Genomic DNA, 18,397 nt, shown 5'->3' on the forward strand with positions numbered 1-18,397 from the left:
ACAGTTGCTAACGGATTAATGAAAGAAGCGGGACATGTCGCCTTGACGGAATGTATTCCCTCTTTGAAAACGGCCGGCTTGCATGAGCTCGTTTTTCAGGAGCTGTCTCAGTTCGTCATCGGACAGATCATGTTTCATTGGTTTTTTCGTCTTCTCGCTTTGTTTTTGCTCTGGCTCGGCTTCGGCTTTCGCCAGAATCTGTTTAATTCCTGCCATGTTTACACCTTGTTCTATCAGGTGCTTGATTTCTAACAGTTTATCTACATCATGAAATGAAAATAATCGTCTATTCCCTTCACTTCTGGCTGGAAATATCAGTCCATTTTCCTCATAATATCGAATTTGTCTTGCTGATAACTCAGTTAACTGCATGACAATTCCTATTGGAAATAAAGGCATTGAGCGGCGAATATTATCACTCATCTCAATTTCCTCCTTTTCTTAACTTAGTTTCATTATAGGTGATGTTATATTTTGTGTCAATACGATGTAAGGATTCTTAACATCAAATCCAGAGAAATTTTTAAAAAATTTAAATTAATTGCTTTTCCATCAATGAATCCACTGCACTGCATATGGCATTCTTCACATGCGAATAGGTTAATCCTCCCTGAACATACGCTACATACGGCGGGCGGATAGGGCCATCAGCTGATAATTCGATGCTTGCTCCTTGAATAAACGTCCCTGCTGCCATAATGACATCATCCTCGTATCCCGGCATGTAGGCTGGATAAGGCGTCACATGAGCATTGATTGGCGATGCATATTGAATAGCCTGGCAAAAAGCAATCATCTTTTCTCTGTCTGAAAACTCAACGGATTGTATTAAATCCGTTCTTTTCGCATCCCATTTCGGGTTTGAAGTGAAGCCGAGTTTTTCAAGGAATCTCGCTGTAAATACCGCTCCCTTTAAGCTTTGAGACACAACGTGAGGAGCCAAAAAGAAGCCTTGGTACATTTCTTGAAGCGAGTAAAGAGATGCCCCTGCTTCTCTGCCGATACCGGGTGACGTCATACGGTATGAGCAAGCTTCAATCCATTTCGCTTTTCCGACGAGGTAGCCGCCTGTTTTCGCAAGGCCGCCGCCCGGATTTTTTATGAGAGATCCCGCCATCAGATCGGCTCCGACATGGCAAGGCTCAAGCTCTTCCACAAATTCTCCGTAACAGTTGTCCACAAAGACGATCAGGTTTTCATTGATTTCTTTTACAAAACGGATCATTTCTTTTATTTCACTAATTAAGAAAGAAGGGCGATTCGCATATCCTTTTGAGCGCTGAATGCCGATTACTTTGGTCTTCGGATTGATCGCAGCTGCGACTGCATCATAGTCTATCTTTCCGTCTTTCGTCAGATCAACCGCATTATAGCCGATTTGAAAATCCTTTAACGATCCAGCGTTTTCTCCACCCCTGACGCCCACAATTTCCTCTAGCGTATCATACGGCTTGCCCGTGATATAAAGGAGCTCGTCCCCCGGTCTGAGGACACCGAACAAAGCAATTGAGATGGCATGTGTGCCTGAAATGATTTGCGGCCTTACAAGCCCCGCTTCTCCGCCAAACACATCCGCATATATGCTTTCAAGCGTGTCTCTTCCGATATCATCATAGCCGTATCCAGTAGACGGCGTGAAATGAGTGTCGCTTACTTTGTGTTTTCTATAGCTTTGAAGCACTCTCCACTCATTTCGCTCGCTGATTTCTTCTATTTGTTTATGAATGCCGGCAATGTCCGCTTCCACTTCCATTGCCGTTTTCTTCAATAATTCTCCGTGTGTTAATGTGTCAAACATGTCTTTATATTTCCTTCCTACATATACTTCTTTAATTCACCGATGATACTTTGCTCTTCTTGGACATAGCCGGATATGTCATACTGTTCATTTTCTTCATTAAAATAGAAGCGGTCTACCATCGTTTCCGATTTGATTCTGGAAAGGAGCTTCCCTTCACTTGCCGGCACGTGTGCTTCAAAAGACGTTAACAGTTCTTGGCGCAAATAGCGCTGAATCGCTTCTTTAAAGGCTGCAGCGTCGTCCTCAAATTTCGCACTGACCATAATGTGATCCCTTCCGGCGGACGGTATAAAATCAGGCAGTTTTTGATCACGTTTATTGTAAGCCGTCAGCATCGGGATATCATCTGCTTCAAGCTCCTCAAGCAGCCGAAGCACTGTTTTTTCATGTCCCGCATAATCCTCATTTGAAGAATCAATTAAATGCAGAATTAAATCCGCTTCTTTTACTTCCTCAAGCGTTGAGCGGAATGCAGCAATCAATGTCGTTGGAAGATCCTGAATAAATCCTACTGTATCTGAAAGAAGAACACTGTAGCCGCTTGGCAGGACCATTTTTCTGGTCATCGGGTCCAGCGTGGCAAACAGGAGGTCTTCTTCATAGCTGTCAGCACTCGTCAGGCGGTTGAACCATGTTGATTTCCCTGCGTTTGTATAGCCGACAAGCGCAATTTGAAGCACACCGTTTTTCTTTCTTCTTTCACGGTATCGGCTTCTATGGCGAATGACAGTGGAAAGCTGTGTGTTGATTTCATGAATGCGATTTCTGATATGGCGGCGGTCGGTTTCCAGTTTCGTTTCCCCGGGACCTCTTGCCCCAATTCCTCCGCCTTGCCGGGAAAGGTTGATCCCTTGTCCCGTCAGACGCGGCAGTGCATATTGCAGCTGAGCCAGCTCAATTTGAAGTTTGCCTTCTCTCGTTCTCGCCCGCTTTGCAAAAATATCTAATATCAATTGCGTGCGGTCAATCATCTTCACTTCAATTGCTGTTGCCAATGACTTCAGCTGACTTGGCGACAGTTCATCATTAAAGATGAGGAGATCAGCTTCAAGCTCTTCCACCAGTGCCTTCAGCTCTTCTACCTTCCCTTTTCCTATATATGTAGCGGCGTCAGCCCTGTTCCGTTTTTGTGTGACGCTGGTCAGTACTTTTCCGTCTGCTGTTTTCGTCAGAGATGCTAGCTCTTCCATAGAATTTTCAAAATGCTCATCCGTGATATGCGGCAGCTGACATCCGACTAAAATGGCTTTCTCCTGAATCGTTTCTTGTTCGTTCAAATGGATGTTCCTTTCTTTTGCATATTGGGCAGTAGTATTATCATACCAAACCCTGCATGTGTATACCACAAATCGATTGCTTTGAAAAGCGGAAATACGAGCAAAAAACAGACCTCTCACAAACTGAGAGGTCTATGCAGATCCAGATGCTTCTTCTTTAATGGAAAGATCTTGGCTTTTGATGGTCATCAAGTCGCTTTTTAAGTATTGGTCTCCCATTAAAAGCCTCATGGCTTGTGCTCTGATCGATTTTTCGATCACATTTCTGACAAAACGTCCATTGCTGAATTTAATGGGACTTGTCGTGCTTTTCACTGTCATTAAGTAATCTTTCAATTTCCATTCAGCTTCTTGACTGAGCTGGTATTCCCTTTCATCGATCATTCGTTTCGCAATCTCCATGAGCTGGGTCACAGAATAATCCGGAAAATCAATGGAGATGGGAAATCTTGATTGGAGTCCGGGATTTAACGAGAGAAAATGATCCATTTCCCGTGAATATCCGGCGAGTATCAAAATAAACTCATGCTGTTTGTCTTCCATATGCTTGACAAGTGTGTCGATCGCTTCTTTCCCAAAGTCCTTTTCGCCGCCTCTTGCCAGCGAGTAGGCTTCGTCTATAAACAAAATGCCACCTAATGACTTTTTGATTAAATCTCTCGTCTTTTGGGCGGTGTGTCCGATATACTCCCCGACCAGGTCAGCCCGCTCCGCTTCTATTAAGTGACCTTTTGACAGGACATTCATTTCAAAGAACAGCTTGCCGATGAGCCGTGCAACCGTCGTTTTTCCCGTTCCCGGATTTCCTTTAAACATCATGTGCAGCGCTTGCTTTCCAACCTTCAAGCCTTGCTCCGCGCGTTTTTGATTCACAAAAATCCAGGCGTATATTTCCTTGATGTTGCGTTTCATTTCCTCCATCCCAACTAATGCGCTCATCTCTTTTTCGATTTCCTTCAAAATGCCGTGCTTTGCTTCGTTTTTTTGCAATGCAGCCTGATATTCCGCCTCTGCCTCAGCATTCGTCAGCACCTGCTTTTGCCCGTTCAGAATAATGTTGATCTGTCCGTTGTTTTTATAAGTCACAGCGCGCTCCAACATCTTCACCTCTCTGTTCTCTCTATATGATATTCAAGCGGATGCCGATTGTGACAAACGCCTATCATGTGTCGAAACAATTGCTTTTTTCGGGAACAATAAGGAATCCTGCGCTTTCCCGAGAAATACTTTATTTCTTATTGTATTCACGGACATGGAGTGGACAAACCATGAGATTTTGTTTTTAATCATTTTGTCAGAGTATTATGGTGAACTTCTTTCTCATTATTTTCTCCATTCGCCAATCCATTTTTCATGCAACGGGCTGTTTTTTGTACGAAGCGTATTACCCGCCTTAAGATACCTGAAGTGTTTTTCTTTTTTTATTTATAAGTGGTGTCTTTAATGAAAGGAGCTTTTCTCATCAATTTACGTTTCAAATGCTTGATTTAATATGAACGCAAAGCTTAAAACCAGCAGGACTCAGTGCAGATTAACCGAACCCATAGTACATACAAACATATGGCATATGCACATATTTCATGTCGGACCGTATCTGTTGTCGCTTCATGTTGGATTGTGCGCTTTCCCGAGAAATAATTTCCGTATTTGAAAGGGTTATTTCCTCATTTTTCAGTTGAATGATAATCGTACAAGCAGAAGCCGTGTTTTTTCATATCCTGTAATGAGGTGATGAAAAATGGTTAAAATTTTTATTGATCCTGGCCATGGCGGGTCTGATCCAGGCGCAACAGGTAATGGCCTTCAGGAAAAAACGTTAACCCTGCAAATCGCTTTAGCCTTACGTACGATATTAACTAATGAATATGAAGGCGTTTCTTTGCTGCTGAGCCGGACAAGCGACCAATTTGTCAGCTTAAACGACCGGACAAATGCCGCAAATAACTGGGGAGCAGATTTCTTTTTGTCCATTCACGTTAATTCCGGGGGAGGCACAGGTTTTGAAAGCTATATTTATCCAGGTGTAGGAGCCCCGACGACGACTTATCAATCGACAATTCACTCTGAAGTGATACAAGCTGTCGACTTTGCCGATCGCGGCAAAAAAACAGCGAACTTCCACGTCCTAAGGGAGTCGGCAATGCCTGCCCTCTTGACCGAGAACGGCTTCATTGATACCGTTGCCGATGCAAATAAGCTGAAAACGAGCAGTTTTATTCAAAGCTTAGCGAGAGGACATGCAAACGGGCTGGAGCAAGCCTTTAACCTTAAAAAGACTTCCAGCTCAGGGTTATATAAGGTTCAAATCGGCGCATTTAAAGTCAAAGCGAATGCCGACTCGCTCGCAAGTAAAGCCGAAGCCAAAGGTTTTGACTCGATTGTCCTTTTAAAGGACGGATTATACAAAGTGCAGATTGGCGCATTTTCATCCAAAGACAATGCAGACACCCTCGCTGCCAGAGCGAAAAATGCCGGCTTTGACGCTATTGTGATCCTAGAATCATAGCCGAGACGGGGACGAGCGTCTCATAAAAAAACCCGGCTCCTCATCGCGAGAAACCGGGTTTTTTTATTCAAGAATATCAACAACAAACTGTGACCATGTTTCCAGACGGTTATAGATGTCATCCTGTTTTAATTCAGAGACTTTCATCCATTTACCCGCAATTTGTTCTTTTTCCTTCACTTCCACTTGTGCGCCAGGCTTTAATTGAAGCGCAGAAAGAATACCGATATGTACTTTGCCAACACTGTTTTCATCATCATTGATTAATCCCAGTGTGACTATCGCCTGTTTATCTTCTTCATTTATTTGCAGTTCTTCCTCAAGCTCACGGTCTGTGTTCAGCTTTAAGACTTCAGCAAATGAAGCTGTCCCATCGATGGCGTTCATATGGCCGCCAAAGCCGAGAGAAAGCTTGTTGTGCAGTCGTGATTCACCGCCGCCAGCCAGCCGCTCGTAAAGAAAAACTTCATCTTCACGCTTAATGACGACATAAGGTATCGGCTGCTTGAAACGCGGATCTTCTTCTGCGTCCCCTCTTCTCATTTCACGATAAGCCGCTTCAATCTGAGCCATGATTTCTGCTACTCTGCTATCTTCACTGTACACGCCCTGGAAGGTTAAGCTTTCTTTCTTAAACACATCATCGCGCGGGGCAACTAAAATCATTTCGTCCATTTTTCCCATGGGTACTGCGTCCTCCTCATTTGAACCTTCAAGCCGAAAAGAGCAGATATTATATCTGCTCTTTTTCATCTTCAAAATAAAAGTCATCATCTTTGAGCGGCTCAACTGTCGCTTTTTTATAACCATTCCCCTTCATAGAGAAGAAGTCATGTGATTTTGTTTTTGTGTTTAATCCGTTTAAAACGATCGGATTAATGTCTTCCTCTTCGAAGTATGGATCAAATCCAAGGTTCATCAGCGCTTTATTCGCATTATAGCGGATGAATTTCTTTACATCGTGTGAGAGTCCGACTTGATCGTACAAGTCCTCTGTATATTCAAGCTCATTTTCATATAACTGATTCAGAAGGTCGATCGCAAATTCACGAAGCTCTGCTTTTTTCTCTTCTGTCTGTTTATTATAAATTTCCTGAGCAAGGAGACCGACATACACGCCGTGAATCGCTTCGTCACGAAGGATCAGGTTAATGATCTCACCGCTTTGCATCAGTTTTCCTTGTCCGTAGAAATATAACGGATAATAGAAACCGCTGTAGAAAAGGAAGCTTTCCAGATAGACGGAAGCAACCATCGCTTTGAACAGTGAAATTTCATCATCTTTTTGAATGGCTTTGTAAAGCCCGACAATCATTTGCGCTTTTTTCTGCAAATATTTATTTTGTTTAACCCATTCAAATACTTCATTGATCGTTTCAGTTGGTGCAAGGGTCATGAAAATATTAGAGTACGACTTCGCATGGACAGCGTTCTCCATCATCGCCATAAAGTTCAGCACCGCTTTCCGCTGATGGCCATCTACGTGTTCAGCCACGATCGGCATTCCCGTATTCCCCTGCTCTGTATCAAGAAGCGTAAGTCCGGCCAGTACCTTCATATAAGTGTCCTGCTCGTTTTTCCCGAGGTACTTCCATGTGAGGAGATCGCCGTTTAAAGCAATCTCTTCCGGAAGCCAGAACTGTTTCACGTTTTGGTTATAGAACATTTGGGTAAAATCGTCTTCATGCTTTGACCAGTTTGCTGCGTCATAAATTTTTGTCACTATAAACTCTCCTTTAATCAAACAACACAAGAAAGGCAGCTGTCTTGCCCAGTATCTTTCGTTCTTGCATAGTAAATGGTTTTAATTCCTCTATGATGTGCATACAGATCGATTCGGTTTAAATCACGGGTCGTCATTGTGTCTTTTAAGAACAATGTAAAGCTGATTCCCTGATCAATGTGCTGCTGGATAGTGGCGATCATATCCACAACCTTGAACATGTCCATATCGTAGGCTTCTTTATAGAAGAACCAGTTATTAGATGCAAGCCCAGGCATTGGGTAGTACGTTTTTGAGTTGCCGTATGTTCGTTCTTCAATGCGTTCCATAATCGGCATAACAGACGCCGTACTTGATTGGACGTATGAGATAGAGCCTGTTGGCGCAATGCATAATCTGTAGCTGTGATACATACCGTGTTCAGCCACAAATGCTTTTAGCTTTTTCCAGTCCTCTGTCGTCGGGATATGCATACCTTCAAACAGATTAGCGATTTTTTCATATTTCGGTGAGAAATCAGTAGAAACGTATTTGTCAAAGTATTCACCTGTCGCATAGGTTGAGCCTTCATATTGATCAAACGTTTCGCCCTTCTCTTTTGCGATTTCCGCAGAACGCTGGATGGAGTAGAAGTTCACCATCATAAAGAACGTGTTTGCAAAGTCACGCGCTTCCGGACTTTCATACGCAATGCCGTTTTGCGCAAGGTAGCCGTGAAGGTTCATAGCACCGAGGCCGATTGATTTCATCGCTTTGTTTGCCCGTCTTACAGCAGGCGCATTACGGATGTCAGTTGTTTCCGACACGTGTGTTAAAGAGTCTGTCGCAAGCTTGACTGTCTTTTCGATTGATTTATGCTCCATGACATTGAGAATGTTAAGCGAGCCCAGGTTGCAGGAAATATCCAGACCGATTTCATCTTCTTCATCATAGTCTGTGTATGAAGAAACTTGAGATGCCTGCAGCACTTCAGAGCAAAGGTTAGAAAATTTGACCTTCGAAATATGGTTATTCGCATGCACTTTATTGACGTTATCTTGGAACATGATGTATGGATAGCCTGATTCAGAACGAAGCATCGCCAATTTTTCAAGCAGTTTCCGCGGGTTGATTTTTTCCTTTTTCACCCGAGGGTTGTCGACAAACTTGTCGTACATTTCGTTCATGTCCATCTCATCCATGTGCTGGCCGTACTCTTTATAAATCGTGTGCGGGTAGAATACATAAGCCGCTTTGTCCTCGCGTGCAAGCTCAACGAACTTATCCGGAATGACAACACCGATCGAAAGCGTTTTGACACGTACATCTTCATCCGCAGAAATCTTTTTCGTATCAAGAAAATCATTGATATCGCGGTGGAAAATGTTTAAATACGCCGCGCCGGACCCTTGTCTTTGTCCCATTTGGTCAGCATAACGGAACGCGTTATCAAGAAGCTTCATGACGCCTACAACGCCTTTTGTCGCATTCTCAACATCTTTAATGGCTTCACCTTTCGCGCGAAGCTTGGACAGGTTAAGAGAAACCCCTCCGCCCAGTTTAGAAAGCTGCATGGAGATATCGATCGCTCTTGAAATGTCATTTAAAGAATCATTAACTTCGAGCAAGAAGCAGCTCACAAGTTCACCGCGGCGTTTTCTGCCGGCGTTCAAAAATGTCGGTGTGCTCGGCTGATATTCCTGATTGATCATCAGGTGCACATATTCCTTTGCTTTCTCAGTGTCGCCGTTTGCGAAGAACAGCGCAACAATTGAGATCCGGTCCTCATAACGCTCGAGGATTCTTTTCTTGTCATTCGTTTTCAAAGCATAGTCATTATAAAATTTAAACGCACTCATGAAGGAAGGAAAACGAAACTTCTTTGCGTAAGCTGTCTTAAACACTTCTTTAATGTCTTCAAAAGAATAAAGGCTTAAGAACTCCTCTTCGTAGTATTGGTTTTCAATCAAATAATCCAGCTTCTCTTTTAAATCGTGAAAGTACACTGTGTTTTGATTGATATAGTCTACAAAATAGCTATGTACAGCCTCTTTATCCTTATCAAACTGGAATTTTCCATCTTTTTGGATCATGATTTCGTTATTTAACTGGATCCATTTTGGCACTTGATTTTGTGACAACTCTTTCTACCTCCTGAGTAAACAATTCAACGTCTTTAGATGTGCCGCTGAGTTCAAATTTGTGCAAGATCGGCACCTGATATTGTCTTGAAATGGTATCGGCGCTTTTTGCAAAGTTATCGCCCCATACTTTGTTGCCGCTCGCAGCGACACCTAATAAGAGATGGGCGTATTTTTCGAGAAATGATTGTGTTGATGCCGGTACCTGACCGAAGTTTGTCGTGTAGGTGACCAAAACAAACGGAGTGTCCACGTGGTCCATTTCGTCCACCTTGCGTATCTGCTGAAAGCCTGTTTTATTTACAAACCGCTGAACATTCCCTGTTTTCGAATCAAATATGATTTGTACCACGTTTTATCACGACCTATCAAAAAATATGAATCTCTCATCACTAACACTATATATAGTATACTACCCTCTAGCAAAAACACAATATATAGATTCGTTTTTATGAAAAATTCATATTTTGATCAAATCAGGCAAATGGGCAGACTCATTAGGGCCCAAAAAAGAGAGCAGAACGAGAATCATCTCTCGTCCTACTCGGGGTGTCGTTTTTTAGCCGATGTATATCATAACATGAAAAAAAACTGCTTAGTAGTCTAGATTTTTTTTTCTTAAGCTATCACAGCATTTTTCGCTCTCTACTGTTTCTTCTATTTCAACATCCGCGCCGATCTCTTCTAAAACCGCCTTCAAAGCAGTGATAATTGACGCTTCTCTGATTAATTCTTTTCCGTTCACAATGATACTTGTTCCGTATTCATAGCAAGAATCATCTTCGCAAATTTCTTCCCAATGATTCACGATCACTTTATGCTTCATATTTTCACCCTCTGTTTGATCTGTGTCTGTATTTAGTTTAGCGGCTGGCATCCGCTTTGTAAATTCGGATGCTTGTGAATTTTATTCAAGTTCATCATCCGTGTCGTATTCTTTCTTCAGCTTTACCTCATTGCTGGACTCATTATACTCATAAATTTTAATATAGCCGTCCTCCATAACGCCAAAATGATTATGTTCAAGCGGAAACGAGGTGGGCTGAGGCGTTTCATAGTCTGAATTGCCGCTGTCTGTTTCAATAATGGTTTCTTGATTCCCGCACGCCCCGAACAGTAAAAAAACAGCTATCCATACAAGTGCAATCCTAATTCGTCTCAGTTCTGCTTCACTTTCAAACAAGGTCGATCACTCCCAAATTCATTTTATACATAATATACCATTTTTACTTCCGTATGTTGTTCTCATAAAAAAAGACCGTGCCTTGGCATGGTCAGCTTACACAAAAAGCTTGTAGCAAAAGTGGATTCATGTTAAAAATGGCCGCCGGGAACCCCCGGCAGCCTTTCCTCATGTCTTGACATGGCATTTTTTGATCTATTCGAGTTCAAGCTGGACGTTTTTTTGCGGCGCAAACGTTGAGATCGCATGTTTATATATAAGCTGCTGCTTACCTTCCGATTCCAACAATACGGTAAAGTTATCAAAGCCTTTCACCTGGCCCCGCAACTGAAAGCCGTTCAGCAAAAAAACAGTGACATACGTATTTTCTTTCCGGATTTGATTCAAAAACTGATCCTGAATATTAATCGGTTTCATGTTTCGTCCTCCTTGATTCTCTATATCATACAGTTTCGATTAAAGTTCGAGTTTTCCTGCTATATGTGTGAAAATTTCCTTTTTTTTCAGCTCCATATCAACAGGCGGTGTCATATCGAACCATGTGACCTGCATTTTGTTGCGAAACCACGTCAGCTGGCGTTTCGCATACCGCCTCGAGTTCTGCTTTAGCTGTTCGACAGCATCGGAAAGTGTCACAAAACCGTCAAAATATGCATACAGCTCTTTATAGCCTATCGCCTGTATTGATTGACAGTCTCTCACGTTCTTGTCGTATAAGCGTTTCACTTCCGGGAGAAGGCCTGACTGCATCATCATATCGACCCGCTCATTAATTCTTTCGTAAAGTGTGTCTCTATCCATTGTCAGGCCGATTAACACTGCATTGTACAGAAGTTCTCGTTTTTGTTCCTTCAAATGCTGGGACATCGTTTTTCCGGACGTATGTAAAATTTCCAGTGCGCGAATGACTCTTCTTGTATTATTCGGATGAATCGCAGCTGCTGCCTCGGGATCTGCTGCAGCAAGTTTGGCATGAAGAAAGTCAGCGCCTTCCCGCTCAGCAGCCATTTGCATGCTCTCTCGAAACACGGGATCATTTGCCTCTTCCGTAAATGTATAATCGTAAAGCACAGATTGTATATAAAGCCCTGTACCGCCGACAATCATCGGAAGCTTTCCTCTATTTGCAATCTCGCTGATTTTATTTCTTACTAAGCTTTGATAATCGGCAGTAGAGAAAGAGTCTTGGGGATCTAAAATGTCAATCAGATGGTGGGGCACTCCCTCCATCTCCTGTTCGGTAATTTTAGCTGTTCCAATATCCATCCCTTTATAAATCTGCATCGAATCTCCGCTGATAATTTCCGCGTTTAAGGATTTGGCTAGCTGAATACTTAAATTGGTTTTCCCCACTGCCGTCGGTCCGACTAAAATGACAACGGGCTGCTTCGTATTATTCAATATGTATCACTCTCTTTTATAAATCTCCCCCCATTATAGCATTCAACATGGATAACCACCTATCCATTTTGCCCTTTTTTTGCATCGGTAAACATCCTTCTACCAGCCGAGCGGCTCATTGCCGACAATTTCCCTTGTCTTTCCTTTCAGGGTATGACGATGCGTTTTTCTTCTGTCATCTCCGGGATCGTACACAACCCCTCCGTACTGGATCTCAATCGGCTCGTTATAGGCCAGATACGTCGTTTCTTCGATTTCATGATAATGTGTGCCATCTGCTAAGGGAATCGCCGGCCCTGAGATTCCGTAATACCGATGAAAATGGCCGTTTTCAAATGAAGTGATCCCTGTATAGTAATGTGTATGCTGATCGGTATTTGATCCGTTTGCCGGCTGAGTAAACCCTTCAATGAGATGATAATGGCCCTGTTCTCTCGTTGTTTTGACATGATAAGCATGTGCGTGGGGCGGTGCTTTTGACCAGTCAGACTGATACAGGCCCAATGTGTTCACATCCTCCTTTTCCTCGATTCGCCCAATCAAATCCGGGCAGGCTGAATACACTGCATCATCTACACTTTATTACAGGAGGAAAGAAAACATGAACGAGTTAGAAAATTTCAGCCCTGAAGATACAAGAATATTTGGAAGACCGTTCGGATTCGGGAGACCATTTGGGTTTGGAAGACCGTTCGGGTTCGGTTACGGGTTTGGAAGACCCGGATTTGGTTATGGATTTGGTTTTGGCCGGCCATTCGGATTTTTTGGAGGACCGTTTATCGGCGGCCTTGCAGGCGGGCTTATAGGAAGCGCTTTATTTAATCCTTATTTGTATGGCGGATACCCCTATTATCCGTATGCCCCGTTCCCTTATTATTATTAAACGCAAAAGACCCCTTAAAAAGGGGTCTTTTTAAGTGTGTGAAAATGAATCTCTTGACTCATACATAGGCATACACTAATATTTTTCTAGCTGAAGTTTTTTTCTAATCTAAAAATATAGTGAGGAGAATTCATGATGTTGATAGGATATATATTCCTCACGATTGCCATATGTTCAGAATCGATAGGAGCAGCCATGCTGAAAGTATCTGATGGCTTCAAAAAGTGGAAGCCAAGTGCTTTGGTCGTTATTGGCTATTCCCTCGCCTTTTATATGCTGTCCCTGACTTTAAACCATATTCCCCTGAGCCTCTCCTATGCGACTTGGAGCGGGGCGGGCACGGTGCTGACGACAGTGATCGGAGTAAAATGGTTCAAGGAAGATCTGAATGCCAAAGGGCTTATCGGGATTCTTTTATTACTATCAGGGGTCGTGTTACTTAATTGGCAGTAAAGGAGTGATGAAGATGAGAGGATTGCTTTATTTGGCTCTCGCCATTGTATCTGAAGTGTTTGGGAGCACGATGCTGAAGCTTTCAGAAGGATTTACACAAGCCTGGCCCATTGCCGGAGTCATAGTCGGATTTCTTTCTGCTTTTACGTTTCTAAGCTTTTCTTTAAAAACAATTGACTTATCAAGCGCGTATGCAACATGGTCGGGCGTTGGTACCGCGCTTACAGCAATTGTCGGTTTTTTGCTTTTTGGCGAAACCATCAGTTTAAAAGGTGTATTCGGTCTCACGCTTGTCATTGCAGGCGTGGTCGTGCTAAATCAATCGAAAGCCCACGCTGAAGATAAAAAACAGACGGTCTGTGAGTGACCGTCTGTTTTCTTTATTCTCCACCCAGTTTCACAGAGGCTTCAAGCTGCAGCTCGACATTTCCTTGAATTGCACGCGAAATCATGCATGACGCCTCCGCTTTTTTACAAAGCTTGTGAGCCAATGCGACGTCATCTTGTGAAGCATCATGTTTAAGCACGACAGAGGGACGGTGAATGATCTTTTTGTATGTAAAGACTCCTTTTGTGACGTCGACAATGCCTTCTGACTCCATCTGTAAGTCTTCTTTTTCCAGCCCGCTTCTCTCCATCATCGCTGCAAGTGTAATAATGTAACAGGTCGCTGCCGCCCCGAGAAGCATTTCATCTGGGTTGGTCCCTTCTCCCGGGCCATCCATTTCTTTAGGAATGGAAATCGATGTGATCAGGTTTCCGCTTTCAATCGTACCGACATCATTGCGGTTACCCGGCCAATTCGCTTTTAAATAAAAATGATGATCTGCCATTGTTTCGCCTCCTTTTTTATCCTATTTCAGTCTACTGATCTTCTCTTATTTTGTCTTCTGATCTGCTTGTTACGAATACTCTTTTTCCAGGACACCTTTGATCGCACTGACATAAGCATAAAATTCACTATTCTTTGTGTATTTTCTATTTTTATAATAAAAATCATCAAAAAATGCTTCTCTCTGCTCACGGCTGATTTCCAGCTGGATACTTAGCCCCGTTTCCCCTTGGTTATTAATGTTTTCGGCATTCAATCCAGCAAGACCGCTTTTAGACGACGCTAACTCAGCGGAAAACCCTCTCCGCTCAAGGGCTCTCACAATCATTTTCGCCCGCTTTCGGTCTGTTCCCCCTACAAGCGTATTCTTGTTCTCTCCTTTATATCCGTGAAAAGCCACCACATATTGATGCTCCTTGATTTTCTTTTTTGCCAATGGCTCATCAAAGTTGGTGCTTGTAATGTGCAGCGTTTGGTTATCGTGGGACTTCAACCCTTCAAACAGGTATGTAGAGTATTCATTATTGAAATAACGAACAAGCTCACTTACTCCGCCTTCAATTCTTCCGCCATGCGGAGACATAATTAAGACTTTGCTTCCTTTTTTCTCATTATATGAAATATCGTAATCGGCTGGGCTCTCATTCTCTGCCAAGCTGCTGAAATTTGAATATGTATCTGGCTGATTTGATGGTTCAGGTTCCAATGAGTAATGAACATATCTCAAGAACAAGACAATGGCTAAGACTAATATGACATTTAGTAAAAATCTTCTCATGTTTAACTCCTTTCATAAGAATGGCGCGGTTCATTATATGAGGTTTAGCCAATAGGTTTTATCTTACCATTGTATACACAATATCATCAGTGAAAAAGTTCCCGGTTTCAAAAAATCAATTGATTGTCACGGTTATTAGCGGTTCATTTCAAATAAGAGTGAAAAAAGGTTGAGAGGAAAGACAAAAAAGGTAGGAACAACCTCACTTGGCAAATAAATGTATATAGGTTTAAGGAGGGTTTTAGTAACAGGCTGCCCGGTTGCTGAGACGGACAGCTGTTACCGGCCTGCAGAATAGAGATTTTGCTTATTTGTTCTCACAAAGTCACAGGAGAGGATAGAGTCCAATAAAAATGTTCTGATCTGTTGTTTCGAAAAACAAAATGCTTTGATTTTCGTTTTGCTTTTCTGTCTTACAATAATCGTTCTTTTACTAATCGTTCCGTCTTTCTTCATATATATAATGCTGATTGGCATTTGGCTTTCCAATGATCGGTGCAAGTAGAAATTCATACGGTTGCTCTCCCCTTCCCAGTTTGATATGATCACATTATAATACGAACAAATGTTCTTTTTCAATCCCCAATGATTTCCTCAACTTCTGAATCTATCGTATCTAATGCGAAAGATTCAGAAAAACAAACTCTTGTCTGTCTCTTACAGAGGACAAACAAACTTACCAAACCTATCATCTGTTCATAGAGTATACAGAGAACCTTATAATAGGAGGAAAATACATGTTTGGGTACTCTATGGTACAAATGGTGAGAGCAAATGCTCACAAGCTAGATTGGCCGTTACGGGAAACCGTATTGCAGCTTTACAAGCCCTTCAAATGGACTCCTTGCTTCTTGCATAAATTTTTCGAAACCAAATTGCAAAACAGAAAAAAAATGTCAGTCATTATCGAATTTGAGGAAGGCTGTCACGAGACCGGCTTTCAAATGGCTGGAGAGGTGCTGCAAAAAGAAAAACGCAGCAAGCTAAAAAGCCGCTTCAACAAAATCAACTGCTGCAGCGCCGAGGTTACTCCTTCAGCATTACATTCCCTTCTCTCTGAATGCAGCAATATCCGTAAAGTGTATTTAAACCGCGAAGTCAAAGCGCTTTTAGACACGGCAACCGAAGCAAGCCATGCGAAGGAAGTCGTCAGAAACGGGCAAACCCTGACAGGAAAAGGCGTTACTGTCGCTGTTGTCGATACAGGAATCTACCCGCATCCTGATCTAGAAGGCAGAATTATCGGATTCGCGGACATGGTCAATCAAAAAACAGAGCCGTACGATGATAATGGTCATGGCACACACTGTGCAGGTGATGTCGCAAGCAGCGGCGCATCCTCTTCCGGTCAATACCGCGGACCTGCACCGGAAGCCAATCTCATCGGCGTAAAGGTATTAAACAAGCAGGGTTCAGGAACGTTAGCAGATATTATAGAGGGTGTTGAGTGGTGTATTCAATACAATGAGGACAACCCCGATGAACCGATTGATATTATTAGTATGTCGCTTGGGGGCGATGCCCTTAGATATGATAATGAACAGGAAGATCCGTTAGTCAGAGCGGTTGAAGAAGCGTGGAACACAGGGATTGTCGTCTGTGTCGCTGCCGGAAACTCAGGCCCTGATTCGCAGACCATTGCAAGCCCGGGCGTGAGCGAAAAGGTGATTACAGTAGGTGCGCTTGATGATAACAATACTGCAAGCAGCGATGATGATACTGTCGCTTCCTTCTCAAGCCGCGGCCCGACAGTATACGGGAAAGAAAAGCCCGATATTTTAGCGCCGGGTGTTAATATTATTTCCCTTCGCTCTCCCAATTCTTATATTGATAAGCTTCAAAAGTCAAGCCGTGTAGGGTCTCAGTACTTTACAATGTCAGGAACCTCGATGGCAACACCGATTTGCGCAGGAATCGCAGCTTTAATTCTTCAGCAAAACCCGGATCTTACCCCTGATGAAGTAAAAGAGCTTTTGAAAAACGGCACGGACAAATGGAAAGATGAAGATCCGAATATCTACGGAGCGGGCGCTGTCAACGCAGAAAATTCCGTTCCCGGCCAATAAAAAGCACCAAAAAGCCGGCAATTCTCTCTCAGCAGAAACTGCCGGTTTTTTCGTTTGAATATTCATAATCATAAGGTAAAATAATGGAAAATAGATGAAGGAAGTGAAGAAAGTGCCATATTATATCTGCAATACATGCGGTGTGCAACATGCACAGACTGTAGATCCGCCCAACTCGTGTCTGATTTGCGAGGATGAAAGACAGTATATTCATCCCGATGGACAAACTTGGACAACCCTTGAAGACATGCGTGAGAAAGGAAACCTTCAAAACATCCTCCAAAAAGAAGAAGAGCATCTTTACAGCATCAAAACTGAACCAGAGTTTGCGATCGGACAAACAGCCCATCTTATCCAGCATAAGGGCTTCAATGTGCTGTGGGATTGTATGACATATCTTGACCAAAAGACAATTGACCAAATCAACGAATTAGGCGGTATTCAAGCCATCGCCTTGTCTCATCCACATTATTACTCTACTCAGGTTGAGTGGGCTGAAGCATTTCAGGCCCCGATCTATATCCATGAGGATGATAAAGAATGGGTGACAAGGCCAAGCAATCACATTCACTTCTGGTCAGGGGAAACGCTCAATATGAAGCCGGGACTGGACCTTTACCGACTGGGCGGACATTTTAAAGGCGGTGCTGTTTTGCATTGGAGCAAGGGCAATGAAGGGAAAGGCTGTCTATTGACCGGAGATATCATTACGGTTGCGGCGGACCGAAACTGGGTCAGCTTTATGTACAGCTACCCAAACCTCATTCCCCTTCCCGCCTCCAAAGTTGAAGAAATGGCAGCCAAAGTAAAACCGCTTCAATTCAACCGGCTTTACAATGCTTTTTCTAAAGTTGTCAAAGAAAATGCCGGCGAAGCGGTCCAGCGTTCTGCCGTACGCTATATCAAGGCTCTCAACAGCGAATTGTTTCATACATAAAGAGTGAGGCGGCTCTTTTCCGTGTAAAAGATGCAGCAATTGGGAATAGTATCGTGTAGATCAAAAGGAGGAATATTGATGGCACACACGAATACACAGCTTTCTCAATGGCTGGAATCAAAAGTCGGCCAGACGCTTGATATTAGAAAAGGTGAATTGACCCATGATGAAGAGATATCAGACTTGGATCAGATAGTTCTCCACCTTCAAAAAGTGGCTATACGCAGTACGAATCATCCTGATGATTATGTTGCGAAAGAAGAGCTGGTTTTAGAAGGCGAAGGAACAACATTCACTGAGGACGGAAACGTACCGCTTCCGCAAAATGCCTATGAGATTCCTTTATTAGGTGAAATACATATTCACCAAGAAAACGAAGGATTGAAGGTCATAACAGATCGTGCAGTATATACAATTGATATCCAGCACAGCTGACA

Annotated in this window: 23 protein-coding genes; 7 read left to right on the forward strand and 16 right to left on the reverse strand. The window is 42.9% G+C overall.

Features of this window, described 5'->3' with window-relative positions; genetic code table 11:
• Window positions 1-15 precede the first annotated feature (15 nt).
• From glnR to spoVK, 4 genes are all read right to left on the reverse strand, one after another.
• On the reverse strand, window positions 16-423 hold the full coding sequence (gene glnR, locus ACQVGT_RS11420; RefSeq protein WP_014476884.1) for a transcriptional repressor GlnR: 408 nt from the start codon (window positions 421-423) through the stop codon (window positions 16-18).
• A 109-nt stretch (window positions 424-532) separates the two neighbouring features.
• Window positions 533-1,798 (reverse strand): methionine gamma-lyase family protein, encoded by a 1,266-nt coding sequence (locus tag ACQVGT_RS11425; RefSeq protein ID WP_003231742.1) that lies wholly within the window; start codon window positions 1,796-1,798, stop codon window positions 533-535.
• Window positions 1,799-1,815: 17 nt separating this feature from the next.
• Window positions 1,816-3,078, reverse strand: a complete 1,263-nt coding sequence (gene hflX / locus ACQVGT_RS11430; protein ID WP_015483254.1) for a GTPase HflX — start codon at window positions 3,076-3,078, stop codon at window positions 1,816-1,818.
• A gap of 132 nt (window positions 3,079-3,210) precedes the next feature.
• On the reverse strand, window positions 3,211-4,179 hold the full coding sequence (gene spoVK, locus ACQVGT_RS11435) for a stage V sporulation protein K (protein WP_003231746.1): 969 nt from the start codon (window positions 4,177-4,179) through the stop codon (window positions 3,211-3,213).
• Between the two features lie 637 nt (window positions 4,180-4,816).
• Here spoVK and cwlC point away from each other — a divergent pair.
• On the forward strand, window positions 4,817-5,584 hold the full coding sequence (gene cwlC, locus ACQVGT_RS11440; protein ID WP_015383726.1) for a sporulation-specific N-acetylmuramoyl-L-alanine amidase: 768 nt from the start codon (window positions 4,817-4,819) through the stop codon (window positions 5,582-5,584).
• A gap of 63 nt (window positions 5,585-5,647) precedes the next feature.
• On the opposite strand, the gene ACQVGT_RS11445 is transcribed toward cwlC, so the two are convergent.
• The 9 genes from ACQVGT_RS11445 to ACQVGT_RS11485 form a co-directional block, all read right to left on the reverse strand.
• A complete protein-coding gene (locus ACQVGT_RS11445; RefSeq protein WP_015383725.1) occupies window positions 5,648-6,268 on the reverse strand; it encodes an enzyme involved in deoxyribonucleotide synthesis in 621 nt (206 codons plus the stop codon).
• 49 nt (window positions 6,269-6,317) lie between these two features.
• Complete coding sequence (gene nrdF, locus ACQVGT_RS11450) at window positions 6,318-7,307, reverse strand: class 1b ribonucleoside-diphosphate reductase subunit beta (RefSeq protein WP_003231754.1); 990 nt, start codon at window positions 7,305-7,307, stop codon at window positions 6,318-6,320.
• Window positions 7,308-7,324: 17 nt separating this feature from the next.
• On the reverse strand, window positions 7,325-9,427 hold the full coding sequence (gene nrdE / locus ACQVGT_RS11455; protein WP_014476877.1) for a class 1b ribonucleoside-diphosphate reductase subunit alpha: 2,103 nt from the start codon (window positions 9,425-9,427) through the stop codon (window positions 7,325-7,327).
• Window positions 9,387-9,779 carry a class Ib ribonucleoside-diphosphate reductase assembly flavoprotein NrdI gene (gene nrdI, locus ACQVGT_RS11460; protein ID WP_003231758.1) on the reverse strand — a complete coding sequence of 131 codons (393 nt, stop codon included), beginning with the start codon at window positions 9,777-9,779 and terminating at the stop codon, window positions 9,387-9,389. Before nrdI ends, nrdE begins: the two co-directional genes overlap by 41 nt.
• Before the next feature lie 243 nt (window positions 9,780-10,022).
• Window positions 10,023-10,253 carry a hypothetical protein gene (locus tag ACQVGT_RS11465; protein WP_003245262.1) on the reverse strand — a complete coding sequence of 77 codons (231 nt, stop codon included), beginning with the start codon at window positions 10,251-10,253 and terminating at the stop codon, window positions 10,023-10,025.
• 81 nt (window positions 10,254-10,334) lie between these two features.
• Complete coding sequence (locus ACQVGT_RS11470; protein WP_015383723.1) at window positions 10,335-10,610, reverse strand: YmzC family protein; 276 nt, start codon at window positions 10,608-10,610, stop codon at window positions 10,335-10,337.
• A 195-nt stretch (window positions 10,611-10,805) separates the two neighbouring features.
• A complete protein-coding gene (hfq, locus tag ACQVGT_RS11475; protein ID WP_003221097.1) occupies window positions 10,806-11,027 on the reverse strand; it encodes an RNA chaperone Hfq in 222 nt (73 codons plus the stop codon).
• Window positions 11,028-11,066: 39 nt separating this feature from the next.
• Window positions 11,067-12,011 (reverse strand): tRNA (adenosine(37)-N6)-dimethylallyltransferase MiaA, encoded by a 945-nt coding sequence (gene miaA, locus ACQVGT_RS11480; protein ID WP_015383722.1) that lies wholly within the window; start codon window positions 12,009-12,011, stop codon window positions 11,067-11,069.
• Between the two features lie 99 nt (window positions 12,012-12,110).
• Window positions 12,111-12,524, reverse strand: coding sequence for a YmaF family protein (locus ACQVGT_RS11485; RefSeq protein ID WP_003231769.1), 414 nt, complete (start codon window positions 12,522-12,524; stop codon window positions 12,111-12,113).
• Between the two features lie 88 nt (window positions 12,525-12,612).
• On the opposite strand from ACQVGT_RS11485, the gene ymaG reads away from it, so the two are divergent.
• The 3 genes from ymaG to ebrB all read left to right on the forward strand — a co-directional run bounded on the left by ymaG (window position 12,613) and on the right by ebrB (window position 13,714).
• Entirely contained in the window at window positions 12,613-12,894 is a 282-nt protein-coding gene (ymaG, locus tag ACQVGT_RS11490; RefSeq protein ID WP_014664059.1) for an inner spore coat protein YmaG, read from the forward strand.
• A gap of 135 nt (window positions 12,895-13,029) precedes the next feature.
• Complete coding sequence (gene ebrA, locus ACQVGT_RS11495; RefSeq protein WP_015483253.1) at window positions 13,030-13,347, forward strand: multidrug efflux SMR transporter subunit EbrA; 318 nt, start codon at window positions 13,030-13,032, stop codon at window positions 13,345-13,347.
• Between the two features lie 13 nt (window positions 13,348-13,360).
• Window positions 13,361-13,714 carry a multidrug efflux SMR transporter subunit EbrB gene (gene ebrB, locus ACQVGT_RS11500; RefSeq protein ID WP_014476870.1) on the forward strand — a complete coding sequence of 118 codons (354 nt, stop codon included), beginning with the start codon at window positions 13,361-13,363 and terminating at the stop codon, window positions 13,712-13,714.
• 13 nt (window positions 13,715-13,727) lie between these two features.
• On the opposite strand, the gene ACQVGT_RS11505 is transcribed toward ebrB, so the two are convergent.
• From ACQVGT_RS11505 to ACQVGT_RS11515, 3 genes are all read right to left on the reverse strand, one after another.
• On the reverse strand, window positions 13,728-14,180 hold the full coding sequence (locus ACQVGT_RS11505; protein WP_015383720.1) for an OsmC family protein: 453 nt from the start codon (window positions 14,178-14,180) through the stop codon (window positions 13,728-13,730).
• A 69-nt stretch (window positions 14,181-14,249) separates the two neighbouring features.
• Window positions 14,250-14,957: a poly-gamma-glutamate hydrolase family protein gene (locus ACQVGT_RS11510; RefSeq protein WP_003245758.1), complete on the reverse strand. Its 708-nt coding sequence runs from the start codon at window positions 14,955-14,957 to the stop codon at window positions 14,250-14,252.
• A gap of 279 nt (window positions 14,958-15,236) precedes the next feature.
• Window positions 15,237-15,470 (reverse strand): hypothetical protein, encoded by a 234-nt coding sequence (locus tag ACQVGT_RS11515; RefSeq protein ID WP_014476869.1) that lies wholly within the window; start codon window positions 15,468-15,470, stop codon window positions 15,237-15,239.
• A 224-nt stretch (window positions 15,471-15,694) separates the two neighbouring features.
• Here ACQVGT_RS11515 and aprX point away from each other — a divergent pair, with 224 nt between their 5' ends.
• From aprX to ymzB, 3 genes are all read left to right on the forward strand, one after another.
• The gene (gene aprX / locus ACQVGT_RS11520; protein ID WP_015483252.1) at window positions 15,695-17,023 is read left to right on the forward strand and encodes a serine protease AprX; all 1,329 of its coding nucleotides are present in this window, start codon (window positions 15,695-15,697) and stop codon (window positions 17,021-17,023) included.
• 112 nt (window positions 17,024-17,135) lie between these two features.
• A complete protein-coding gene (locus ACQVGT_RS11525; RefSeq protein ID WP_015483251.1) occupies window positions 17,136-17,960 on the forward strand; it encodes an MBL fold metallo-hydrolase in 825 nt (274 codons plus the stop codon).
• 78 nt (window positions 17,961-18,038) lie between these two features.
• Complete coding sequence (gene ymzB / locus ACQVGT_RS11530) at window positions 18,039-18,395, forward strand: protein YmzB (RefSeq protein ID WP_015383717.1); 357 nt, start codon at window positions 18,039-18,041, stop codon at window positions 18,393-18,395.
• Window positions 18,396-18,397 lie beyond the last annotated feature (2 nt).

The sequence above is a fragment of the Bacillus sp. SCT118 genome (assembly GCF_058566435.1).